14 protein-coding genes and 1 pseudogene are annotated in these 17,543 nt (G+C 40.5%); 9 read left to right on the top strand and 6 right to left on the bottom strand.

The window, feature by feature from the left end; translation table 11 throughout:
* Positions 1-13: 13 nt before the first annotated feature.
* Positions 14-1,732 carry a phosphoenolpyruvate--protein phosphotransferase gene (gene ptsP / locus B5D55_RS00800; protein ID WP_078932075.1) on the bottom strand — a complete coding sequence of 573 codons (1,719 nt, stop codon included), beginning with the start codon at positions 1,730-1,732 and terminating at the stop codon, positions 14-16.
* A 281-nt stretch (positions 1,733-2,013) separates the two neighbouring features.
* Here ptsP and B5D55_RS12025 point away from each other — a divergent pair.
* Positions 2,014-2,160 (top strand): annotated as a pseudogene (locus B5D55_RS12025) (ammonium transporter); the annotation flags it as partial.
* A gap of 122 nt (positions 2,161-2,282) precedes the next feature.
* Here B5D55_RS12025 and B5D55_RS00790 read toward each other — a convergent pair.
* Positions 2,283-3,344, bottom strand: coding sequence for a glycosyl hydrolase family 18 protein (locus B5D55_RS00790; protein WP_078932074.1), 1,062 nt, complete (start codon positions 3,342-3,344; stop codon positions 2,283-2,285).
* A 20-nt stretch (positions 3,345-3,364) separates the two neighbouring features.
* The gene (locus tag B5D55_RS00785; protein WP_078932073.1) at positions 3,365-4,978 is read right to left on the bottom strand and encodes an ATP-binding cassette domain-containing protein; all 1,614 of its coding nucleotides are present in this window, start codon (positions 4,976-4,978) and stop codon (positions 3,365-3,367) included.
* A gap of 127 nt (positions 4,979-5,105) precedes the next feature.
* Here B5D55_RS00785 and putP point away from each other — a divergent pair, with 127 nt between their 5' ends.
* Complete coding sequence (putP, locus tag B5D55_RS00780; protein WP_078932072.1) at positions 5,106-6,641, top strand: sodium/proline symporter PutP; 1,536 nt, start codon at positions 5,106-5,108, stop codon at positions 6,639-6,641.
* An 89-nt stretch (positions 6,642-6,730) separates the two neighbouring features.
* Here the strand turns inward: putP and B5D55_RS00775 are convergent, their stop codons facing one another.
* Positions 6,731-7,012, bottom strand: coding sequence for a hypothetical protein (locus B5D55_RS00775; RefSeq protein ID WP_078932071.1), 282 nt, complete (start codon positions 7,010-7,012; stop codon positions 6,731-6,733).
* A gap of 27 nt (positions 7,013-7,039) precedes the next feature.
* Complete coding sequence (locus B5D55_RS00770) at positions 7,040-7,597, bottom strand: TetR/AcrR family transcriptional regulator (RefSeq protein ID WP_078932070.1); 558 nt, start codon at positions 7,595-7,597, stop codon at positions 7,040-7,042.
* 251 nt (positions 7,598-7,848) lie between these two features.
* Here B5D55_RS00770 and B5D55_RS00765 point away from each other — a divergent pair, with 251 nt between their 5' ends.
* Both B5D55_RS00765 and B5D55_RS00760 read left to right on the top strand, forming a co-directional pair.
* Positions 7,849-9,024 (top strand): hypothetical protein, encoded by a 1,176-nt coding sequence (locus B5D55_RS00765; RefSeq protein ID WP_078932069.1) that lies wholly within the window; start codon positions 7,849-7,851, stop codon positions 9,022-9,024.
* A 472-nt stretch (positions 9,025-9,496) separates the two neighbouring features.
* The gene (locus B5D55_RS00760; RefSeq protein ID WP_078932068.1) at positions 9,497-10,309 is read left to right on the top strand and encodes a DNA-binding domain-containing protein; all 813 of its coding nucleotides are present in this window, start codon (positions 9,497-9,499) and stop codon (positions 10,307-10,309) included.
* Positions 10,310-10,323: 14 nt separating this feature from the next.
* On the opposite strand, the gene B5D55_RS00755 is transcribed toward B5D55_RS00760, so the two are convergent.
* Entirely contained in the window at positions 10,324-10,665 is a 342-nt protein-coding gene (locus tag B5D55_RS00755) for a phenylpyruvate tautomerase MIF-related protein (protein WP_078932067.1), read from the bottom strand.
* 395 nt (positions 10,666-11,060) lie between these two features.
* On the opposite strand from B5D55_RS00755, the gene B5D55_RS00750 reads away from it, so the two are divergent.
* From B5D55_RS00750 to B5D55_RS00730, 5 genes are all read left to right on the top strand, one after another.
* Positions 11,061-11,507, top strand: a complete 447-nt coding sequence (locus tag B5D55_RS00750; protein WP_078932066.1) for a hypothetical protein — start codon at positions 11,061-11,063, stop codon at positions 11,505-11,507.
* A gap of 180 nt (positions 11,508-11,687) precedes the next feature.
* Positions 11,688-12,323 carry an ApaLI family restriction endonuclease gene (locus tag B5D55_RS00745; RefSeq protein WP_078932065.1) on the top strand — a complete coding sequence of 212 codons (636 nt, stop codon included), beginning with the start codon at positions 11,688-11,690 and terminating at the stop codon, positions 12,321-12,323.
* Positions 12,316-13,506, top strand: a complete 1,191-nt coding sequence (locus tag B5D55_RS00740) for a DNA-methyltransferase (protein ID WP_078932064.1) — start codon at positions 12,316-12,318, stop codon at positions 13,504-13,506. Before B5D55_RS00745 ends, B5D55_RS00740 begins: the two co-directional genes overlap by 8 nt.
* Positions 13,507-13,615: 109 nt before the next feature.
* Entirely contained in the window at positions 13,616-15,430 is a 1,815-nt protein-coding gene (locus B5D55_RS00735) for a DNA repair helicase XPB (protein WP_078932063.1), read from the top strand.
* Positions 15,417-17,540 carry a helicase-associated domain-containing protein gene (locus tag B5D55_RS00730; RefSeq protein WP_078932062.1) on the top strand — a complete coding sequence of 708 codons (2,124 nt, stop codon included), beginning with the start codon at positions 15,417-15,419 and terminating at the stop codon, positions 17,538-17,540. Before B5D55_RS00735 ends, B5D55_RS00730 begins: the two co-directional genes overlap by 14 nt.
* Positions 17,541-17,543 lie beyond the last annotated feature (3 nt).

Genomic DNA, 17,543 nt, shown 5'->3' with positions numbered 1-17,543 from the left:
CCGCCTGAAAAGATTACAGTTTGTTCAACCGTTTTGAAGAAATTGCCTGAAGTTCGGCAACCGTAAATTGCGAAAGCAGATGCTTTGTCCGGGAAATAAGGTTCGGACTCATGCTTAGCGAACGTATTCCAAGTCCGCCCAAAACAAGAATGCTGTCGTGCCTGCCTGCCATTTCGCCGCATACAGACAGGTTTATTCCGTATTTTTTTGCGTTTGTTATTGTTATTGCAATCAGCCTCAGCACAGCAAGATTAAATTCATCATACAGTCCTGAAACGTTTGAATTTTCGCGGTCAACGCCCAGCGTATACTGGGTAAGGTCGTTTGTTCCAAGTGAAAAGAAATCGCTTATTTTTGCAAGACAGTCAGAGGTAAGGGCGGCCGCAGCCGTTTCTATCATTATTCCTACAGGAACTTTATCGTCAAACGGAATATTCTCCGCGGCAAGCTCTTTTTTTACTTCGTCTACAATTACAAGGCTCTGCTCAACCTGTTCTGCCGATGTTATGAGCGGAAGCATAATCCTGAGCTTTCCGTAGACGCTTGCCCGGTACAAAGCCCTGAGCTGCGTTTTAAGAACCTGCGGATAGGCAAGGCTAAGGCGGATTGCACGCATTCCCATAAGCGGATTTTTTTCATTAAACGAAGGAATGTCCACCGAGTTTATAAGCTTGTCTCCGCCTGCATCAAGCGTCCTGATTGTTACAGGTTTATCTTTCATAACGGTAAGAACGTGCTTGTATGCTTCAAACTGTTCGTCTTCGTTGAACGAACGCGCCGCTGCATGGTGGGAAGTGTCTGCTTTTGCCATATAAAGAAATTCCGTGCGGAAAAGTCCTATTCCGTCTGCGCCGGCTTTAAGTGCCGTTTCTGCTTCTTCCGGCGAACCGATGTTTGCATAAAGCGTAAACCGTTCTCCGTCTTTTGTAAGAGCCGGCTTATCAAGGTATTCGGTAAGGAATTCCTGTTCTTTGCGGCGGATTTCTATTGTCTTCCGGTACTGGGCTATCGTTTCTTCGTCAGGGTCTGCAAGAAGTTCTGCGCACTCTGCGTCAACGATTACCATCTGTCCGTTCTGTACTTTTTTGCGAAGGCTTGTGCCGTGAAGTCCTACAACCGTAGGAATTCCGTAGTTTCTGGCAAGAATGACTACGTGGCTTGAAATGCCGCCTTCTGTAAGGGCAAGACCGGCGATTTTCCTCTTGGAAAGAATGATTGTTTCCGTAGGGCTTAATGACGATGCAATGATTACGCTTCCGTCAGGAACTTCGTTTATGTCGAACGTGTGTATTCCAAGCATTTCATCAAGGACGCGCCCGAAAATATCGGTGATGTCCTGTGCGCGTTCTGCAAGATAGTCGTTTCCGGCATTGCGAAGACGCGCCGCATATTCTTCTGACTTAAAATTCAGCGTGTATTCAATATTAAAAAGTGTAGTTTCGTATTCTGTGCGTACTTCCTTCAGGAAAACCGGGTCGCTCAGCATAAGAATGTATGCTTCAAAAATTTCCCTTTGGATTGCAGTTGATTTGTCAACAGGAAGTTTTGACAGTTTTTCGGTGATGTCTTCGGCAACGGCTGTTTTTGCACTTGTAAATCGTTCCCATCCTTCTTCAATATCTTCTTTTGAGATTTTTGTCTGAGGAATTGCTCTTTTTATCTGGTCGGGAATTAAAAATGCAGAACCTATTCCGGCTCCGTCTGCCGCTGAAACCCCTAAAAATACTTCCATAGCCTTACAATTATAACAAATGGATTTAGTATGGTCAAACGCATTGAATTAGCCTGAAAACCTTTCGGTATGGTTGAAAACAGTATTTTTTTTCGCAAAAAATATTGACAGAAAAACTTATAGGCTATATAACCGTCTGTAATGGTAACGGTGCCGATTTTTGTCGGTGCCGTTTTTTTTTGTCCGGAGAGAGGCTGGAGTTTTTTATGCAGAATATGGTTGATGCATTATGGGTTGCGGTTTCCGGCGCACTTGTTTTTTTCATGCAGCCGTGATTTCAGATGGTTGAGTCCGGACTTACAAGGGAAAAAAACAGTATAAATGTTGCAATAAAAAACCTTACTGACATAGGAATTTCACTTTTTATATACTGGCTTATTGGTTTTGCACTGATGTTCGGAAAATCAGCAGGTGGTATTTTAGGCTTTACGAATTTCATTCCGGGTGCAATGGGAAACGTTGAGTTTAATATGTGCAACTTTCTGCTTTTGATGGCACGCATTCTTTCGCGTGACAAGACAATTGCACTCAAGGAATTTCTGGAACGCCTTTATAACCCGGAATTCAAGCAGTCTGCACTTGAAAGCGTAATCCATTGCCAGATTTCCGGGTCTTCCTGTCCTATACGCCAGAATGCTGCAGAGGAGATGCCGCGTGAGGTGTACAGGCGCAGTTTTTGTACGGTAGAATACGCATCTTCAAACCAGCATGTAACGTCTACTTTCATTTTTATTCTGACAGTAGGAATGTCATTGATGTATTCAACTTTATCGGAGTCGTACTGATCTATAATTCTGTTTATGCCGGAAAAATACCAGCCCTGCGCCGTTTTTTCATTTGCCCAGGAACGTCCGTAAAAGGGAAGACCCATTACAAGTTTTTCAGGCGGAATGACTGTAAGTGCATAACCGGCAATTTTTTCGCACCAGGAAACAGAAGCAATCGGACCTGGAAGGCTTGTTGACCAGTGTTCGTCGTAAGCCATAATCATTACGCGGTCAGAAAGTTCAGCAATTTTCGGGTAGGAAAACGTATCGTCAGAAATTGTTTTTACGCGCGCCGGAACGCATACGGAAAAAAGCTTGCCTTTTTTCCGTGCTCCTGCGGAAAGCAGTTTTAGAAACGTCATAAAATTATCGGAATCTTTTCCGGGAATAAGTTCGTAGTCTACCTGAATGCCGTCAAACGGTTCTGATGCTGCAAGAATATCTGCAATCAGCCTGTCGCGAAGACCAAATGCCGGGTCAAGGATAAAATGCGTAAGCGATTTACTGTCGCACACAAGGACAAGGTGAACGCGTCCGGGAAATCCGCCAAGGATGTTTCTGTCAGGAATGTTATCAAGTTTTCCGTAAGTGTCTACGTCAGCGGCGAAATAGCCTATGTCTGTAAGCGGAAAGTCAAAGTCAAGTTCCGATTCCTTTCCCTGCATAACCCAGCCCCAGACTTCCGAAAGCTGAACCGGCTCTCCTGAAGGCATTTTTTTTCTGTAGGAAGGCTTGATTACGGTCGTTTTTACTGTGAATGTGTCTGTTTTTTTATCCTTTTTTCCGCCGGCACAAAGCGGAATGCATGCTGTGAGGGCACAAAGAAAAGTTAAAAATCGCTTCATATCTGGCACTTCCCTAATCCTTATTTTTTGATAATTCTGTACATCGGGTCTGCATTCGGAATAAGCTCCAGAATGGAATGTTCACATTCAAGAACTTCACTAGGTTCATGCGTTACATGAAGAAGAGTCGTCGTTCCGCTTTCTGCAATAATCTCAAGAAGGTCAAGGATTTTCTGGCGGAACTGTTCGTCAAGTCCATGGCACGGTTCGTCAAGAATAAGAACAGGCGGACACTTTACTGCGGCACGCAGAATAAGTATTGCCCGCTGTTCGCCGTAACTTATGCTTCCGAACGGTTCTCCGCCGCGCCCTTTAAATCCGCCGAGCGAAAGCCATTTTTCCGCCGCGTCCGTTTCTATATCGCTTGCAGCCTGATACAGTCCTATTGAATCGTGAAAACCGCTCATGATGACATCGCGAAGCGGCGTTCCGCCAAGCATACGGTATTCAACGTGAAGGCGGTAACTTACTATTCCAAGCTTGTGCTTTATGTCCCAGATTGTTTCTCCCGAACCGCGGCGGTTTCCAAAAAGCTTTATGTCGTTACTGAAAACCTGCATATTGTCGCCGGTAATCAGTTCAAGAAAAGTCGTTTTTCCAGAGCCGTTAGGACCTCGTATAAGCCAGTGTTCGTTTTTGTGGAGCGCCCAGTTAAGATGACGCAGAACGGCATGACCGTCCCAGCCGACATTTACGTCGTTCATTTCGATTAGCGTATCTGGAAGTTCAATCGCCGTATCTACGCCTAAAACGTTGTCTACCTCCGCACTTATTTTTTTTACGGATTCAGCAAATGCCTTTTTTTCTGCCTCGCGCGTTTCAAGCGTTTTTTCTGCACGAGCCTGTACTATTTTTTCAAAATCAGTACGCGTGCCGCAAAAGGAAACCGCGCCCAAGGAGAATTCCAGGACATTGGTGATTGATTCAGGGATTTCTACATAGCGTTCCATTGCAAGAATAATGCGGGGGAACGTTGCATCTGATTTTTCGTCAGAAAGCTGCTTTGAGGCAATTGTGTTGAAGAAGTCAAGAAGAATTGCGCGGCTTTCTGCATCAAGACCTGCGAACGGGTCGCTTAAAATCAAAAGCTGTTTTTTTGAGATAAGGGCGCGTGCAAGAAGGGTGCGGCGGATTTCACCGGTAGACATATATTTTAGTCCGCGGTCAAGGATTTTTTCTACGCCGCACAGCTTTATTTCCGGGAACGATTCAAGCCGTCTTGCCGTTTCTGGAAGTTCTGCGCCTTTTTTTATAGGACCGGTAAGTGCTTCTGCAATAAAAATGCGCCCTGTCCGCCCTATGTCAACGCCTCCTTCAATGTATTCGCTTTCGTCAAGGTCGCGCTCTTCCTGAATAAGGCTTGCGGCACGTTCCAGGGAAACAACTTCTACTGATTTTTCAAAACGGTTTGAATAAAGCGGTGTTTTTCCGTCAAAATCCGCCGTATTCGGAACGAATTTCAAGTTGCCGGAAAGTGCATTTATAAAGTCAGCCTTTCCGCCGCCGTTCGGGCCTGTAACAAGCCACGCTTCGCCAGTCCTCATTTCCCAGGAAATTTCCTGAAGGACAGTACCTTTTTTGTTTTCTATATGACAGTTGTGTATGTTAATAAGAGAATTTGTATTACCTTGCATATTTTTACTATATCATAATGACAATAATATTGTAATATTTTGCTGCTTTAATGTTGATTAACATCTTTATTCTATTTAAAATGTTTTTCTATTAAATACTTATAAATACTTATTGACTGGAGAACTTATGTCTGCTCAGATTGTTGCCAAGATAATTGCATTTGTACTGTATCTTGGTTTTATGGTGTACATCGGATTACGGAGTGCAAAAAAGAACAACAGTTCTATGGATTTCTTTTTAGGCGGAAGAAAAGTAGGGCCGTGGATTACTGCACTTAGTGCAGAAGCGTCCGATTCGTCTGCATGGCTTTTAATGGGACTTCCGGGACTCTGCTATCTTGGCGGCGTAAAGGAAACATTTTGGACGGCTGTAGGTCTTATTGTGGGAACATACCTGAACTGGCTGTTTGTAGCAAAGCCGCTTCGCAAATGTACTATTTCATTCGGCGATTCAATTACAATTCCTGAATTTTTTACGAACCGCTTTAAGGACAAAACACATCTTCTTACTATTATATCAGTTTTCTTTATCGTACTGTTTTTTACGATTTATACTGCATCCGGTTTTGTTGCATGTGCAAAACTGTTCAATTCGGTATTCGGACTTAAATATCATATCGGTCTTGTAATAGGGCTTGTAGTTATTCTTTCCTACACGATTTTAGGCGGTTACCTTGCCGTATGTACTACTGATTTTATACAGGGTGCGCTTATTTTTGTTGCATTCGTATTTTCTGCCGTAATAGCAGTAGTTTCACTTGGCGGACCTGCTGAAGCAATGGCAAAAGTTTCTGATTTCAGCGTACGTGCTGTAAACGGTCAGTTCGGCGCAGAAATGGCAGAAAAGTTTATAGCTAACAAATCGTTCAGTGCAATGTCAGTTATTTCTGCACTTGCCTGGGGACTCGGCTATTTTGGAATGCCGCACATCATCATCCGCTTTATGGGAATACGCTCGAATGCAGAAATTAAAACTGCACGCCGTGTAGGAACAGTCTGGATGGTAATTGCATATATCGGAACATTTATAATCGGTTCTCTTGGTACCGTTTATCTTGCAGGCGGCGATCTGGCAAATCCGCTTATGATTCTTTCCGGCGGTGCAGAGGAAACTGTTTTCAGTGCAACAATGCAGCAGATGTACCCTGCGTTTATTGCAGGTCTTTTCCTGTGTGCAATTCTTGCCGCTTCTATGAGTACGGCGGACTCCCAGCTTTTAAGTGCATCAAGTGCAGTAAGTCTTGATATTTACAAAGGATTGATAAATAAAAACGCAGACGAAAAGACAGTTATGAATGTAAGCCGCATTACCGTTCTTGTAATTGCAGCAATTGCATTTGTACTTTCACTTAATCCGGCAAGTTCAATTTTTGGTCTTGTAAGCTATGCCTGGGCAGGATTCGGTTCTACGTTCGGACCTCTTGTAATTCTTGCACTGTTCTGGCGCGGAATGACAAATAAAGGTGCAATAGCAGGACTTATAGCAGGAGGCGTAACGGTCGTTCTGTGGCATAACCTTAAGGGCGGAATTTTTAACGTTTACGAGATTTTGCCGGGCTTTATTGCATGTCTTGTATTTGCAGTAGCAGTAAGCCTTTTAGACCGGAACAAAAATCCGGAGATGCTTGCTGAATTTGATGCATACAAAAAAATGGAAGACTAATCCGGTATTTTTATAAAAAAAGGCAGCCGTTTTACGTAACTTTTTGAAGTGCGTTTAGGGCTGCCTTTTTTGTTTTTAACTTTTCTATTCTATTTATTAGAACGGAAGATATTTACAAAATTATCTTTTGATACATCATCTTCTTCTGCTCCGTTTTCAAATGCATCGTCGGCATCACCCAGAAAAAGAATCATAAAACCTGTTCCTGCACCTAAAAGTGCTACCGGAGCAGTAAACATTCCGCCTGAAACAAGCGCTTCTTTTACGGTTGAATAGCCGATAGTCAGGTTTACAAGAAACACAGTTACAAACATCACGGCAATGATAATGCCGTATAGGATGAATACCTGTTTTTTTGTCATTTTTTTCATAAATACCTCCTAAGAATCAGGTTTGTTTTAAACCCTTGCTGTAAGCATATCGTATGTGCATGAAAGCAGTGCTTCAATTTCTTCTTCAGATAGGATGCACTGACCGGAAGCACATAGTGTTGCAATTCCATGACTGAAAATCCACATATTTTTATAGAGCGTATCTGCCTTTTCTATAGATACGCCGCATGTCCGGGAAATCATTTTTACAGTTTCCTCATAGTTTGAATCAAGTTTGTGCATATATTCGGATAGCGAAACTGTTTTTTCGCGCGGCTTCATAAAAATAAACTGGAACAGATTAGGCTCTTTGATGGCAAATGTGATGTATGTCTTTCCGCATTTTTTAAACGGATTCGGTTCGTAAAAATTTTCCTGAAACGCAACGTAAAGCCCCAGTGCACTGTCGAACACGGCTTTTTTAAGTTCGTCCATATTTTCAAATGCTATGAAGACAGGCTTTGAAGAAGTTCCCAATTCTGCTGCAAGTTCGCGTGCAGTAAGCTTGTCGGCGCCTTCCCTCTTAATAAGGCCGATTGCTTTTTCTATTATTTCCTGCCTGGAATATTTTGCTCTTGGCGGCATACGATAACTCCTGTAAATAATAAAGTTTACAAAAAAAATTAGTTTTGGTTGCGCAACACTTGTTCCGCAACAACTGTTTCTTTATAACACGAAACACTCAGACCTGTCAAGAAAAATATGCGGCAAGTTATGTCGATTGACAATACATATCATGGTAGAATAATCTAAGGAAACAGTGAATAAATCTTATTGAGATTTTTTAGTGTTAACCTTAAATGTAAAAATACTTATTCAAGGAAATAAAAACTAATATGCAATATTTAGAACGGAAGAAATTATCAGATTATCTGCATAATGCGCCGTATTCAACGGAAGTGTTAGAACTGTATAAAAGCAGAACCGACTGGTTTACAGAAAGGCGGCTTAGAAGGCTTGTGTTTCATACGTCAGAAAAAAACGACCATCTTACGCTTCCTTGTAAAGAGCTGTGCTTTTATGCCAGCCGCCTTATATCTATGGAAGAAGCATTCCTTATCTGGTTTAAAGACCTTCCGGAATCCTACCGTAATCTTATTAAGTTTCTGGTAGAAAAACCAGTTCTTTCTGAGGACTTTGCATACAGGATTTCTGGAATAATGCCGGATGCAAAAAACAATAAGGATTATGCGGAACATATAAAAAAAGAAATTCTATGTGATATTGACCATAAAGAAAAATATATTCTGGAAAATATCGCAGTATATAAAAACGGATTTATATTTTCGCCGGCAGTAATCAGGCGGTATATGGCTTTTCACCTTTCATCCTTGAATGAAAACAAAAAAAATACTGCACCAAAACAAAATACAGAAGCAAAATTTTTTTCAAGCGTTCCAAAAGAAAACGTTCCCGTTCTTGAAAAGGCGGATTTAGGCATTGCAGAAAAGCTTCTTTCTGCAAAAACAATACATGAAGCCGTTGATATTGCAGCACATGCGCCTAACAGTTTTGATGCAGCCGTTCTTGTTCCCCACCTTAATTTGAACGCCCGGTACTGGAATTCTCCTAAAACAACGCAGGAAAAAATCCGTCAGATTGATTCTGTATGTGATTTTCTGCAGGGCGAACTGTTTGAAAACTGGATTGATTTTTCAGAAATTGAAAATTCATTTTGCAGTGATGTCATTGATTCCATTCCTTCTTTTTACATACCTGAACTTGGAAAAGGCTGTTTTATTCAGGTTGTCACAGACAGTCCTAAAACAAGGCAGTCCGGTTTCGCCGGAAGAATACCTGCCGTAAATTCTTCCTGTTTTGGAAAACGCATAGAGATAAGCGACAGTGATTTTTTCTACAGTTTTGTATCTGTTCCGGCATTTCACAATCTTCTTTTGATTTTATGCCGTCTGGGCTTTTTTGAATGTACGCTGGAAAAAGACATTACAGACAGTTCCTGTAACGCACTTTTGTATACGCACGGAAAAATTCATTCACTAAGGAAACACTGAATAAATCCTATTGAGGATTTTTCAGTGTTAACCTTGAATGTAGCAAATTGGCCGTAAGTCAATGACTTACGGCAATTTGACGGGAAGTGCTGAGTAATCGCTTCAAAGTGTTAATCAGCACTTCCCTAAGACGACTGTAAATTGCTCCTATGTTTACGATTGTTATACAGTAATGTAACGGCCTTGTTTATATCCGTATATGCATTATGAATATATCCGCAAGACTTTCTGTAATATTTCCGTAAGATATGCTGTAACCTCTCCATATAACAGACCCTTTTCTAGTCTAGTAAAGGGTCTGCTTTCTAGTTTAGGACGTGGTATGCTGACTAGACTAATCAGTACACTGCTGATTAACTAATCAGTGGTCTGCTGATTAGTCTAGCAAGCGGTGTGCTGATTAACTAATCAGCATTATGCTGATATACTAGTCATACAGGCAAATTTTCAGAAAAAAATACGGAGAAAAAAAATGAAAGAAGAACTCGGAACGTTTGAAAATCCAAAAGGCAAGGTTTTTGTTTCAATATATCCTTCAAACCTTAAGGATAAAGACGGAAACAAAATCGGCGGATATATAGGAAAAATCAAGAAGCGGACACGTACTGTTGAACAGCTCATTGCAAAAGCAAAAGACAGGGGCAGTACTTTGTCGCCGCAGACGCTTTTTTATGCAGCACAGGTTCTTTCTAATGCTGCCAAAGAAGCACTTGCCGACGGTTATGCAGTTGACCTTCTGGGGCTTGGAACACTTGGATTTGCAATAGACGGAAGCCTTGACAGCTCAATGAGTTCCCGTGAAATTTCAGAGCATTTCAAGTTGCAGTTTACACCGTCAAAATCAGCGGAAAATCTCCTTAAAAACATATCACCGTCTAATATTTACGTTCATAATTCCAAAATATCCATTACAGAAGTAAAAAGTTTTTCTGCAGGGCAGACAGACATGAACGTTGTCTATCAGGGGCGTCCTCTCTGTATAAAGGGCAACGGCCTTAAACTTGGCGGAGATGTCTGCGGTGTGTTTCTTGTTCCGCTTACAGAGCAATATGTTTATGCACCGCGCTCCGAATGGATAAACCTTCCGAATCCGTACACAAATACACCTAAAAAACTCGAACTGTTTTTTCCGGAAAGCCTGAACATAAGCTATGATGCCGAAAAAGGAGAAGAAGAGCCTCTTTTCTGCATTGCAGTAGTAACAAGCCTGAACCAAAACGGCCGAAAACGCACAGAGTGTATAGAAGAGTTTTCAATGCCGTTCTATGTACGGAAAGTTGAATAATACCCAACGGTTCCTTAAAAATTACTTCCGTTCCAGCCCCAAAAGTCCGTTCCCCAGTAGCTGATGTATACCGCATCTTGCGGGATTCCTAAAATGCTTTCAAAAACATCGCACAGGCGGGCGGTCATTTCATTTGTCTTTGAATGGTCAGCCTTTCCCAGAACTTTTACCTCAACGTAAGCACCTTTTTCAAGCTTTTTTCCTGCAAAATACAAGTCCTGCTTGTCTATAAGGTTTATCATAAGATAGCTTTCCGGCTTTCCTATAATGGTTATTGCCTTTCCTAATTCGGCTTTCAATACATTTCTTTTTTCTTCCGGCAGATTTACCGTTACTTTTGCTTCAATCATCGGCATAAAAATTTCCTCCTGTAACAGCTGCACCGTTATTTGAGGCGCAGACAGTCTGATATGTGTATTATGGCAAACGGAAAATATTTGAACAAGAGAAATTACAAGATTCAATGTGACGACATCTGCCACAGGCATCCTGAGTTTTGGTCTGTGCCTTCCGTAATACAGCACAAGATTCTTTTTTTCCGTGGAAGTTTCAAGAAACCTATGGATAAAATTATCCACTATGCAATATAATGTAATCAGGCTCTCTTCAGTTATGGCATTTCTCCGTATTTTTGTCTGTGGTTATTCAAATTTTACAGAGACTGCCTTTTTTTGTAAATTTATCTAAAACTCGAAATTTGACCTATTAATTTACTTATTTTATAAATCAAATAAAAAAATTAAAGTTTGAAATGGAAACTTATAGATTTCAATATGAAGTTGCAACAAAGTTGTTCCCACAGACAATAAGCAAAATGGAACTACAGGATGCTGAAAATAACTTTAATAAGTCAAAAATCGAGTTTGAAAACTTCATTTCAGACAATCTGGTTAAATATTCTGAGGAATTAGATTATAATAATTCGGTTGTTTCAGAAATTGAAGCAAATATAGAGAGATTAAAAGTTCAGTTAAAGCAAACCGTTTTAAAATCGACTTGTGAAGGATATATAGAGGAACTTCAGGTAATAAATTCGGGAGAATCAATTATTGCTGAATCAAAAATAGCTCGTATTATTCCTGAAAATAATGGAAAACTTAATGTTTATATTAATGTAAATGCACAGGATATTGCAGAACTACATGATGAAGATGAATTTACTCTTTCTTTAGAATCAAGGGCTGACCATGTGCTGTAAAATTCTTCAAAAGTCGGGAAGAAATCTTCTGTATTTTTTTTGACGCAGCTTTCAACTGATTCTTCTTTTACAAGATTCATATTTTCATCAAGGTATCTGACTGTTAGGCGGCGCCCGCATTGGGGCGCAAAAATCTTTGTATAGAATTTTTTTTAGAAATTTATTAGACTATATATATATATGGATAAGCAACTATATATAGAAATAAAATCTCTTTCAGATAAATACGCTTCTGAATTGCATTCAAAAATTGATGAGCGTACTGAAGAAATCAAATCTGATGATAACTCTCATTTTCTGATTTATAGAGTTTTAGGTATATCTGAATCCGAAGGTAATCTCATTGATATTTATCAAAATAAAGGACGATTCGTATATAAATATGCAGGTTCATTTCTTGAAGAAGCAGCCGTTTTATGCCTAAAACATAAATTTCCAAATGGTAGTAAAACTCGTATTCCAAATACTCTTGGAAAAAAGCCAGCTACTTATGAAATAGATTTTCTGAATAAAAGCGATGCATTGGAAATAAAATGGAGAGATGCAACAACTGATGGTGACCATATAACAAAGGAACATACTCGAGTAAAGGTTATTAGCCAAAAAGGATACAAACCCATTCGTGTTATGTTTTATTATCCACAACGAGAACAGGCAATACGTATTCAAGAAACTTTAAAGACTTTATATGAAGGTATAAAGGGTGAATATTATGCAGGTGATGATGCATGGAATTTTATAAAGAATTATACTGGATTTGACTTAAAAGAAATTCTTGAAAAAATTGCAGATGAAAGGACTCCTGTGTATGAATGATAATATTATAGATACGGTTATCTGTGGAGACTCTTGCAAAGTATTAAACTCTATTTCCTCTAATTCAATCAATCTTGTTTACTTGGATCCGCCATTCTTTTCACAAAAAGAACATGAACTATCTTCCAGAACTGATGGAAAAAAATATTCATTTGATGATAAGTTTTCTTCAATAGATGAATATATTACTTTTATGTCTTCAGTACTAAAGGAAATAAAACGTGTATTGACAGATGATGGTTCTATATTTCTTCATTGTGATAGATATGCCTCACATTATTTAAGAGAAGAACTAGATAAAGTATTTGGCGAAGAGAATTTCCAAAGTGAAATTATATGGTCATACAAAAGGTGGTCTAATTCAAAAAAAGGGCTTTTAAATGCCCATCAGAATATATATTTTTACAGCAAAACAAAAAATTTTAAATTTAATCAGTTTTATACAGATTATTCACCTTCTACAAATATAGACCAGATTTTACAAGAAAGAGTAAGAAATTCAAAAGGAAAATCTGAATATAAAAAAGATTCAAAAGGAAATGTTGTACTTTCAACCGTTAAAAAAGGGGTTCCTTTGTCTGATGTATGGGAAATCCCTTTTTTAAATCCTAAGGCTAAAGAAAGATGCGGATATCCAACTCAGAAGCCTGTAAAACTCCTTCAACGTGTTATTGAATTAGTTACCAACGAAAATGATATTGTTCTTGACCCATTTTGTGGAAGTGGAACTACTTGTGTTGCAGCAAAATCATTAAATAGAAAGTTTATAGGTATAGATAAAAATCCCGATGCTATATCTCTTTCAAATAAACGCCTTTCTGAAATGATAATTTCAGAATCAGGGGTTCTTTCAAAAGGTATAAATTCATATATTGAAAAGAATTCTTTTGAAACCAATCTATTAAATCTACTTAATGCAATTCCTGTTCAAAGAAACAAAGGAATAGATGGCTTTATTAAAAGTGATAAAACATTAATTCCTATAAAAATTCAAAAAGAAACGGAAACTATAGACGAAGCTATATTCAATTTAGAAAATTCTGTTAAGGGAAAAGAGTTCCCAATAAAAATATTGATTCAAACAAATGAAAAGCATGATTCTAATTTATTTGAAAGAAACACAGATATAAAAGTTGTAAAATATGTTGATTTACAAATAAAGAATCTGTTAAAAATCGTATAACATGCAATAAACAACGGTTTGTGCTTTTTTTATTCTTACTTCCGCTCGGACAGGAATTACTTTTTTCTTTCATTGTTTTATTTTCCTGTATTCGCTATAATTATTTGTTATGCAATTAGATAATCCGTTGATTGTTCAGAGTGACAGGACGCTTCTTCTTGACGTGCACGCACCGCTTGCAGACAAATGCCGTAACGAGCTTATTCCTTTTGCCGAACTGGAGCGTTCGCCTGAGCATCTTCATACATACAGACTGACTCCGCTTTCTTTATGGAACGCATCAAGTGCAGGCTTTATGCCGCAGGATGCAGTAAACGTCCTTCAGAAATACGCGCGCTACGACGTTCCTCAGTCAGTTTCTTTATGGATTACGGAAACGGCCGGACGGTTCGGAAAGCTTCGTATGATTCCAGGACCTTGCGTAGAGGTAAAATCTGCAAAAAAACAGGATGGAACAGCTGTTTATGAGCAGTATTTGTATCTTGTTACAAAATATCGCCCGGTTTTTCTTGAAATAAAGGCAAATCCTCAGGCAAAAAAATATCTTGTGCCGTGTGCATATGACGAAAATGCCGTTTCAGTAAAGACAGAACTTTCTAGCGAAGAAAAAAATTATTGCTTTTCCCTTAAACTTACTGACCGTGGAACTGTTAAGCAGCTTCTTCTTCAGTCGCTGTGGCCGGTAAAAGATGAAATTCAGCTGGAAGACGGCGAACCGCTTGATTTTCAGCTCAGGAGCGTAACGGCTGCCGGAAAACCGTTTGAAATACGCGAATATCAGAATGCGGCGGCCTCTGCTCTTGTCGGAAATAAAGGACCGGGAACAGGATTTGGAACGATTGTCCTTCCTTGCGGTGCAGGAAAAACGATTGTAGGAATGAAGATAATGGACTTGCTTAAAACAAGTACGCTCATCATCACTACGAATATTTCTGCCGTCCACCAGTGGATTCAGGAACTGCTTGATAAAACAAACCTTACGGAAGAACAGATTGCCGAATACACCGGCGAGAATAAAACGATAAAGCAGGTAACGGTCGCAACATACCAGATTCTTACCTGGCGTCCGGAAAAAGACGGACCGTATCCGCATTTTTCTATTTTCCGCGAACGTCCGTGGGGACTCATTATCTACGACGAAGTGCATATGCTTCCTGCTCCTGTTTTCCGCGTTGTAGCGGAGCTTCAGGCGATAAGGCGCGTGGGACTTACTGCTACTCTTGTACGCGAAGACGGTTGTGAAGGCTACGTGTTCAGTCTTGTAGGCCCTAAAAGGTATGACGTTCCCTGGAAGGAACTTGAACATTCCGGATGGATTGCAACGGCAGAATGTGTTGAAGTTCGCCTTGATTTGCCGGAAGAAAAGGAGATTGAATACGCAGTTTCCGAGGCGCGCGTAAAACACCGGATTGCAAGCGAAAATCCACGGAAATTTGAAGTTGCTCAGGAAATTATAAACCGTTATCCGCAGGATAAAATTCTTGTAATAGGTCAGTATCTTGAACAGCTTGCGGATTTTGCAAAGCGTCTTAATGCGCCCATCATTACCGGAAAAACGCCTAATGCCGAACGTGATAAAATCTATGGTGATTTCCGCAGCGGAAAAATCCATGTTCTTGTTGTTTCTAAAGTTGCTAATTTTGCGATTGACCTTCCGGATGCGTCAGTTGCCATTCAGGTTTCAGGAACGTTCGGAAGCCGTCAGGAAGAGGCGCAGCGTCTTGGTCGTATTCTACGTCCTAAGGAAAGGATGTCGCGCTTTTTTACGCTGATTACGCGCAGTACCGTGGAAGAAGATTTTGGTTCAAACAGGCAGAAATTTCTTGCGGAACAAGGATATTCATACAGAATAATACGGTATACGACAAAGGACGATTTGAACGAACTTCAGGAAGGAATCGGAGCGTGCAATGAATACAAATAACAGAAAAACAGCTGACCCTAAGGTTGAACGGATAATCCGCTGGCGCGAAAGCCTTGCTACAATGCCGGACGAGCGTTTTTTTGAGATTATACGCATATATCTTGGAGAAATTCACACTCCGTTCAATAAAGACAGGCTTATCGAACAGCTGAGTTCCATTTTCCGCAAGGAGCAGACAAAAAAAACTATTACTGCATTTCTTTCGGAGTTCGACATAAAAATGCTCTCTGCAATTTCGATTGTGCCGTCTGCTACGCAGGAAAAACTTGCAGAATTCTTTTCGGGCGAACATTCACTTTCAGATATTTATTCAGAACTTTTGAATTTGAACGAGCGGCTTTTAATCTACACTTATAAAGATTCGGAAGCAAATTCTTCCGTAATTGCAGTAAATCCGCTTTTGGAGGAAGTCCTTTCTCCGTTTATAGGCGTACAGCACCTTTTCCGCCGTCCTGAATGTATAAGCCGTAACCTTGACGTGCATTTTACGCTTTCTCCGCTGTTTCTGGCGTCATTCCTTTCATATATTGAATCTTATCCGGATTTGTGCCGGAACGATCTTTCCATAAAGAAAAAGGATATTGAGCGGCTTGGAAAGTTTTTTCCAAAAAAAGAAAAATGCCTTTCGCTGATTTTGAATGCGCTCATCAATCTTGGAATTGCCCGTCTTGGTGAAAAAGGACTTTCTATTGACGAAAAGCGTCTTGCAAAATTCGCTTCGCTTCCGGAATGCAGGCAATATGCGTATCTTTCCGTTGCGTCCGCCGCGCATTTCGGGCGTGAAAGCCTGCGTTCGCAGGCACAGCTTCTTCTTGACATTGTGGCTACTGTTCCGCCGGAAGGTTTTTCGCGTTCCAGCCTTTTGCGGACGGCTTTTCTCCTGAACAATACGGCTGAAATCCGGCGTCCGGCACAGAGTACATTTTCGCGAATTCTTGAAGCGCATACCCGTTCGCTTTCAGATGCAAAAATTACTTCAGGCACGGCGGACGCAGTTATTGATTCTGCGATTGAATTCGGGCTTTTTGTTCCTTACGGTACTGATGAGGGCGGAGAAAATATGTATGTGCAAAGCGGCGTTATGCAGGAAAACGAACCGCAGCAGCCAGGCTCAAAGCGCGGTCTTTTGAACATAAACGCCGGAACAAGCATTACAGTTATGCCGGGACTTTCCCTTACGGAACTTATTCCGCTTGTTTCGTTCATGGATGTTACGGCTTCCAGCACGGTTACGGAATTTGAAGTTACGAGAAAATCCGTGAGCCGCGCATTTGACAAAAACAGCACTCCGTCGGACATTTATGCGCTTCTTTCCTGCTATTCTGCGTATGAAATTCCGCAGAGCCTTCAGATGAATATTGAAGAATGGTACAGTTCGTATTCATCGGCAATTCTTTACAAGGGTTACGTGCTTAAAGTCAATGAAAAAAGCGCACGCGTAGTTGAAAACAGTCCGGGAATTGCGCCATACATTCAGGCAAAGCTTGCAGACGGAATATACGTTATGAACATTCCGCTTGACGATGACGCAGAAAAATTCATCCGTTCCTGCGGACTTGATTTTATGGGAACAGTGCGGACGCCTAAACGAACGGACGACGCAATTGATTTTCCTGTTTTGCGAAGCGGCAGGAATGTTCTTGAAGGACGTTTTGCGACGGAAGCACAGACGAACTGTGACGCAGAAAAAACGGAGGATGGAACTAAAATCAAGGAAGGATTTTATAAAAAACTTGATGAACTTGAACTTACGGAACAGCAGCGCGAATGTCTTGCAATGCGGATTGAGCGGAACGTTATCGTAACGGAGGAACAGCTTAAGCCGGAAACAGTGCGTCTTGAAATACTTGAGATAGACGGAATGAATTATGCCGGGAAACTTCGTCTTATAGAAAATACGATAGATTCCGGCGATTCCATAGAACTTACAGTTCCTGCGGATAATGATTCTTCGCGTCTTTTAGTGTATTTGGGAAAACCGCTTATGATTTCAAAGCATACAAACGACGCACTTGTGCGTATGCAGCTTGAACCTGACAACGAGATTCGCTTTTTTTCCGTGAGCAGGGTGAATAAAGTAAAAATAATCAGAACGTCAGTCTTTAAGTGAAAA

It is taken from the genome of Treponema porcinum (assembly GCF_900167145.1).
Taxonomy (GTDB): Bacteria; Spirochaetota; Spirochaetia; order Treponematales; family Treponemataceae; genus Treponema_D; species Treponema_D porcinum.
The sequence above is the reverse complement of the archived record's forward strand: the minus strand, read 5'-3'. Positions and strand labels throughout refer to the sequence as shown.

Coding starts and splice junctions, on each gene's coding strand:
- B5D55_RS00760 (WP_078932068.1), top strand. CDS start 9,497: ATGAAAGAAGAACTCGGAACGTTTGAAAATCCAAAAGGCAAGGTTTTT.
- B5D55_RS00790 (WP_078932074.1), bottom strand. CDS start 3,344: ATGAAGCGATTTTTAACTTTTCTTTGTGCCCTCACAGCATGCATTCCG.
- B5D55_RS00770 (WP_078932070.1), bottom strand. CDS start 7,597: ATGCCGCCAAGAGCAAAATATTCCAGGCAGGAAATAATAGAAAAAGCA.
- putP (WP_078932072.1), top strand. CDS start 5,106: ATGTCTGCTCAGATTGTTGCCAAGATAATTGCATTTGTACTGTATCTT.
- B5D55_RS00740 (WP_078932064.1), top strand. CDS start 12,316: ATGAATGATAATATTATAGATACGGTTATCTGTGGAGACTCTTGCAAA.
- B5D55_RS00730 (WP_078932062.1), top strand. CDS start 15,417: ATGAATACAAATAACAGAAAAACAGCTGACCCTAAGGTTGAACGGATA.
- B5D55_RS00755 (WP_078932067.1), bottom strand. CDS start 10,665: ATGCCGATGATTGAAGCAAAAGTAACGGTAAATCTGCCGGAAGAAAAA.
- B5D55_RS00735 (WP_078932063.1), top strand. CDS start 13,616: ATGCAATTAGATAATCCGTTGATTGTTCAGAGTGACAGGACGCTTCTT.
- B5D55_RS00765 (WP_078932069.1), top strand. CDS start 7,849: ATGCAATATTTAGAACGGAAGAAATTATCAGATTATCTGCATAATGCG.
- B5D55_RS00750 (WP_078932066.1), top strand. CDS start 11,061: ATGGAAACTTATAGATTTCAATATGAAGTTGCAACAAAGTTGTTCCCA.
- B5D55_RS00745 (WP_078932065.1), top strand. CDS start 11,688: ATGGATAAGCAACTATATATAGAAATAAAATCTCTTTCAGATAAATAC.
- ptsP (WP_078932075.1), bottom strand. CDS start 1,732: ATGGAAGTATTTTTAGGGGTTTCAGCGGCAGACGGAGCCGGAATAGGT.
- B5D55_RS00785 (WP_078932073.1), bottom strand. CDS start 4,978: ATGCAAGGTAATACAAATTCTCTTATTAACATACACAACTGTCATATA.
- B5D55_RS00775 (WP_078932071.1), bottom strand. CDS start 7,012: ATGAAAAAAATGACAAAAAAACAGGTATTCATCCTATACGGCATTATC.